This window comes from Actinomycetota bacterium, from assembly GCA_035540895.1.
Classification (GTDB): Bacteria; Actinomycetota; JAICYB01; order JAICYB01; family JAICYB01; genus DATLFR01.
Genome location: DATLFR010000097.1, coordinates 1 through 4,898, shown reverse-complemented (window position 1 = coordinate 4,898; position 4,898 = coordinate 1). Strand labels below are relative to the sequence as shown.

At 71.2% G+C, this 4,898-nt stretch carries 7 protein-coding genes; 6 read left to right on the top strand and 1 reads right to left on the bottom strand.

Annotated elements, in window-relative coordinates; all coding sequences use genetic code 11:
• The 6 genes from VM840_05640 to nusB all read left to right on the top strand — a co-directional run.
• The coding region (locus VM840_05640) for a chorismate synthase (protein ID HVL81059.1) at window positions 1-265 on the top strand (265 nt) is incomplete at its 5' end.
• Window positions 265-1,950: a 3-dehydroquinate synthase gene (aroB, locus tag VM840_05635; GenBank protein ID HVL81058.1), complete on the top strand. Its 1,686-nt coding sequence runs from the start codon at window positions 265-267 to the stop codon at window positions 1,948-1,950. The genes VM840_05640 and aroB, both read left to right, overlap by 1 nt.
• Window positions 1,950-2,387, top strand: coding sequence for a type II 3-dehydroquinate dehydratase (aroQ, locus tag VM840_05630; protein HVL81057.1), 438 nt, complete (start codon window positions 1,950-1,952; stop codon window positions 2,385-2,387). The genes aroB and aroQ overlap by 1 nt, the downstream gene beginning before the upstream one ends.
• Window positions 2,384-3,436 (top strand): Xaa-Pro peptidase family protein, encoded by a 1,053-nt coding sequence (locus VM840_05625; protein ID HVL81056.1) that lies wholly within the window; start codon window positions 2,384-2,386, stop codon window positions 3,434-3,436. The genes aroQ and VM840_05625 overlap by 4 nt, the downstream gene beginning before the upstream one ends.
• 13 nt (window positions 3,437-3,449) lie before the next feature.
• On the top strand, window positions 3,450-4,025 hold the full coding sequence (gene efp, locus VM840_05620; GenBank protein ID HVL81055.1) for an elongation factor P: 576 nt from the start codon (window positions 3,450-3,452) through the stop codon (window positions 4,023-4,025).
• Window positions 4,026-4,028: 3 nt separating this feature from the next.
• Window positions 4,029-4,436 (top strand): transcription antitermination factor NusB, encoded by a 408-nt coding sequence (gene nusB, locus VM840_05615; GenBank protein ID HVL81054.1) that lies wholly within the window; start codon window positions 4,029-4,031, stop codon window positions 4,434-4,436.
• Here the strand turns inward: nusB and VM840_05610 are convergent.
• Window positions 4,409-4,898, bottom strand: a 490-nt coding sequence (locus tag VM840_05610) for a hypothetical protein (GenBank protein HVL81053.1), incomplete at its 5' end; no start/stop codon positions are given. The two genes, nusB and VM840_05610, sit on opposite strands and share 28 nt — an antisense overlap.

The window sequence follows — 4,898 nt, the reverse complement described above, 5'->3', positions numbered from 1 at the left end:
GGCCAGCGCCCTGCGCAGCGTGGCGATGAAGCCGCTCGCCACGCTGCGCAGGGCGCTGGCCACCGTCGACGTCGAGACGAAGGAGGAAGCCCTCGCCTTGGTCGAGCGGTCCGACGTCTGCGCCGTCCCGCGCGCGTGCGTGGTGGGTGAGGGCGTCCTGGCTCTCGTCCTGGCCGACGCGGCGCTGGAGAAGTTCGGGGGCGACTCCGTCGAGGAGTTCGTCGCCGCCCACCGCAGGTGGCTCGACATGCTCGGGAAGGCCTGATGCCGCGGAAGGCCGGTCCGGCGGGCAACGTCGTCCTCATCGGGTTCATGGGGTCGGGGAAGACGGAGGTCGGACGACGCCTGGCCGCGCGGCTGGGACGGGAGTTCATCGACACGGACGTCTTGATCGAGCAGGAGGGGCTCACGATCGCGGACATCTTCGCCGCGGAGGGGGAGGCGGGCTTCCGCCGACGCGAGCGGCGCGCCGTCGACCGGGCTGCGCGTACGAAGGGGGCGGTGATCGCCACGGGAGGCGGTGCGGTCCTCGACGGGGAGAACGTGAAGGCCCTGAAGAGGTCGGGGGTCCTGGTCTACCTACAGGTGGAGCCGGACGAGCTGATCCGCCGGCTGAGCGACAGCGGCGGACGCCCCCTCCTCGATCCCCCCGAGCGCGCCGCCGCGAGCGACCCGGACGAGAAGCGCAGCGAACAGGCCCGCAAGAAGAAGAGGATCAAGCAGCTGCTGTCCGACCGGCTCCCGACCTACGAGTCGCTCGCCGACGTCATCGTCGAATGCGAGGCCCTGGACGTGGAGGCGGTCACCCGGGAGGTGATGAGGCGGCTGGACGCCGGTCGCCGCGCGACGAAGGTCGCCTCCGTCGAGGTCCAGGTCGAGCCGTCATACCGGGTCCACGTCGGGCGCGACCTCTTGAGGAGGGCGTCGGCGACCCTGTCGCTGCGCGCCTCGGCCGAGAAGGCCTTCGTCGTCTCCCACCCGAGGGTGAACCGGCTGTGGGGGGATGCCCTGGCCGAGGGGCTGTCGGGGTCGAAGCTGAAGCTCGCCCGTTTCACGTTCCCGGAGGGGGAGGACCGCAAGACGCTGGAGACGGCGGCGCGCCTGTACCGGCGGATGGCCGCCGCGCAGCTGCACCGCGGCGATCTGCTCATCGCCCTGGGGGGCGGGGTCGTCGGTGACATGACGGGTTTCGTGGCCTCCACCTACGCGCGGGGTATCCCGTTCGTTCAGGTGCCTACGACGCTCCTCGCGATGGTGGACGCGGCGATAGGCGGTAAGACCGGCTGCAACCTGCCCGAGGGCAAGAACCTGATCGGGACCTTCCACCAGCCGCTCGCCGTCCTCTGCGATCTCGACGTCCTGCGGACCCTGCCCGAGAGGGAGCTACGCGGTGGTCTGGCGGAGGTGATCAAGTACGCGTTGATCTCCGACCCCACGCTGGGCGAGCTCGTGCTCGGAGACCTCAAGGCGGTCTTCGCGCGTGACGACGTCCTGGAGCCGATCGTGCTGAGGAGCGCCGAGATCAAGGCGCGGATCGTGTCCTCCGATGAGAGGGAGCGAGGGCAGCGAGCGGTCCTTAACTACGGGCACACGCTCGGCCACGCGCTCGAGGCGCTGAGCCTGTCCGGACGACTCACCGGCCCCCGGGGGACGCTGCACCACGGGGAGGCGATCTCCATCGGGATGGTCTTCGCCTCCTGGCTCTCGGTCGTCCTCGGCCTGGCGTCGAAGGAGCTCGTGGAGGAGCACGTGAGGATGCTGTCCGCGGTCGGGCTCCCGACCTCGGTCCCCCCCGTGTCCTGGGACGACGTCAGGCGCTACATCGAGCTCGACAAGAAGTACGAGAAGGGGCTGCGCATGGTGCTCCTCGAGGCGCCCGGCCGCCCGGTCCTGTTGGGTGACATCCCACGGACGGCCCTGATCGAGGCGCTGGCCAGGACGGCCGCCTGATGCGGATCCTCGTCGTACACGGACCGAACCTCAACCTCCTCGGCTCCCGGGAGCCCGAGGTGTACGGCGCCGACACGCTCGACCAGATCGACGAGCGGCTGCGCACGATGGCCGCCGCCGAAGGCCACGAGGTCGAGACGTTCCAGTCGAACCACGAGGGCGCCTTGATCGACCGGCTGCAGGAGGCGGACGGCCGCGTCGCCGGTGCCCTGATCAACCCGGGCGGGTACACCCACACCTCCGTCGCGCTCCGGGACGCCATCTCCGCCGTCGGCTACCCGGTCGTCGAGGTCCACCTCTCGAACGTGTACGCCCGAGAGGACTTCCGGCAGCGGTCCCTGATCTCACCGGTCTGCGTCGGCGTCGTCGGGGGGTTCGGTCCGCACTCCTACACCGCCGCGCTGCGCGCCCTCATCGGACTGGCGAGCGGCCGGTGAGGCATCGAGAGCGGCGAGAGCGGGTCCTCGCGGCCGTGGGCCACCCCGTCCTCGTCACCGAACCGACCAACGTCCGCTACCTGACCGGGTTCACCGGATCGAACGGACAGCTGCTCCTGGACGACCCCTCCTTCTTCTTCACCGACGGACGGTACGCGACCCAGTCGTCCGAGCAGGTCCCGGACTGCGAGCGCGTCCTCTACGAACAGAACACGTCGTTCGTCCCGCGTCTGGGCGAGATCCTCTCGGCGTCCGGGATCGGCGAGCTCGGCCTCGAGGCGTCGCACGTGACCGTTCAGGCGCTGCGGACGCTGACCGACGGGCTCCCCGGGGTCCGGCTCGTCGAGACCACGCGCTCGGTGGAGCGGGTCCGGATGCTCAAGGAGCCGGAGGAGGTCGAGCTCATCCGCCGAGCCCAGGTGATCGCCGAGTCCGCGCTCACCGGCGTGATGCAGCGCTGGCAGGGCGGCACCGAGCTGGACCTCGCCCTGGAGCTCGAGTGGGCGGTCCGGACCTCGGGCGCGGACGCGGTCTCGTTCGAGGTGATCGTGGCCTCCGGACCCCGCTCGGCCCTGCCCCACGCCCGTCCGTCACGCGAGCGGATCGACCCGGACGCCGTCCTGCTCGTGGACATGGGCGCACGCGTGCAGGGCTACTGCTCGGACATGACCCGCACCTGGACGAACCGGGCTCCCGACCCGATGCGTGATGTCCACGCAGCCGTCGTCGAGGCGCTCGAGGCGGCGCTCGCGGTCCTCCGACCCGGGGTGCTCGCCGCGGACGTGGACCGGGAGGCCCGCGAGGTCCTGTCCCGGGCCGGGTACGGAGAGGCCTTCGTCCACTCCACCGGCCACAGCCTCGGGCTCGATATCCACGAGCAGCCCCGCCTGGCCGGCGGCTCCCAGACCGTCCTCGAGGAGGGGATGGTGCTCACGGTCGAGCCGGGCGCCTACCTGCCCGGGCTGGGCGGCGTCCGCGTGGAGGACCTCGTCTTGGTGACCTCGGACGGGTACGAGAACCTGACCTCGCTGCCGCGGCAACCCGTGTAGTCTCGTACGCGCTATGGCCGACAACGTGAACGTCAACAACCTCAAGCGCGGCATGGTCCTGAACCTGCCGGAGGGCCTCTTCCAGGTCATCGAGTTCGCCCACCACAAGCCCGGAAAGGGCAACGCGGTCGTCCGCACCAAGCTGCGGCGGCTGACCGACGACGCCGTCCTGGACCGCACCTTCAACTCGGACACGAAGGTCGGGCTCGCCATCGTCGACCGGCGCGAGATGTCCTACCTGTACCCCGAGGGCGACCACTACGTGTTCATGGACAACGAGTCCTACGAGCAGACGTCGCTCACCGCGGACCAGATCGGCCAGGACGCGCTCCGCTTCCTCAAGGAGGGGACGAACGTCACGGTCGCGCTGCACGGCGGGAGCCCCGTCGGGGTGGACATGCCGACCGCCGTCGACCTCCTGATCTCACACACCGACCCGGGGCTGAAGGGCGACCGTTCGTCGGCCGGTACGAAGCCGGCCACCGTCGAGACGGGAGCCACGATCCAGGTCCCCCTCTTCGTGGACACGGGAGACGTCGTCCGAGTCGACACGAGGACCGGCGACTACGTCACCAGGGTCCAGCAGTAGCCGGTGACCCGGCACGCGCAGCGCCTGGCCGCGGTGGAGTTGCTGTACGCGGCGGATGTCCGGGGGGTGGACGGCGCGGTCGTCCTCGACGAGCGTCAGAGCGAGGACCCGGTGGGGGAGTACACGGCGAAGCTCGTCCGGGCCGTCGACCGGAGCCGGTCCGAGATCGACGCGCTGCTCGCGGCGAAGGCCATCGGGTGGCCTCCCGAGAGGATGTCCCCGGTCGACCGCAACGTGCTCCGGATAGGGGTGGCCGAGCTGATGGGGGGCGGGGTGCCCCCGGCGGTCGTGCTCGACGAGGCGGTGGAGCTCGCGAAGCACTTCTCGGGGGAGGAGGCGGGACGATTCGTCAACGGCGTCCTGGCCGCCGTCCTCCACGAGCGTCAGGACCCCGGACGCTCCTCGTCCTGAGGCTCGGGGTGGGGGGTCGAGGCCGGCTCGACCACCTCGGGGAGCCATCCACCCGCGGCTTCGGCGTCCTCCGTCGGCTCCCCTTCGGGCGCCTCGGGAGGTGAAGCCGGGGCGGGTTCCTCTGGGACATCGCCTTCCGCCACCACGAGCGGTTCGTCGGGCTGCGGGGGCGGCTCCGTCATAGGTACGAATTCTACCGCCATCGCCTGCAGGTCCTCCGCCTCGGGTCCGGCGGCGGTGGGAGCCGGGTCGGCGCCAACGGGGTCGGGCGCAGGCGGGGAGACATGGGTGGCGTCCTCCCGCTCCTGTTCGGCCATGGGCGTAACGGGGTCGGGCGGAGCGGTATCGGACGCGGTCGCGCCCTCGTCTGGCCGGGCCCACGGTGCGGACTCGACGACCGCCTCTGGCGAAGGGACACCCTCCGGCTCCGGGAGCGGGTCCGGCTCCGCGGGGGGCTGGGCA

Coding starts and splice junctions, on each gene's coding strand:
- aroB (HVL81058.1), top strand. CDS start 265: ATGCCGCGGAAGGCCGGTCCGGCGGGCAACGTCGTCCTCATCGGGTTC.
- aroQ (HVL81057.1), top strand. CDS start 1,950: ATGCGGATCCTCGTCGTACACGGACCGAACCTCAACCTCCTCGGCTCC.
- efp (HVL81055.1), top strand. CDS start 3,450: ATGGCCGACAACGTGAACGTCAACAACCTCAAGCGCGGCATGGTCCTG.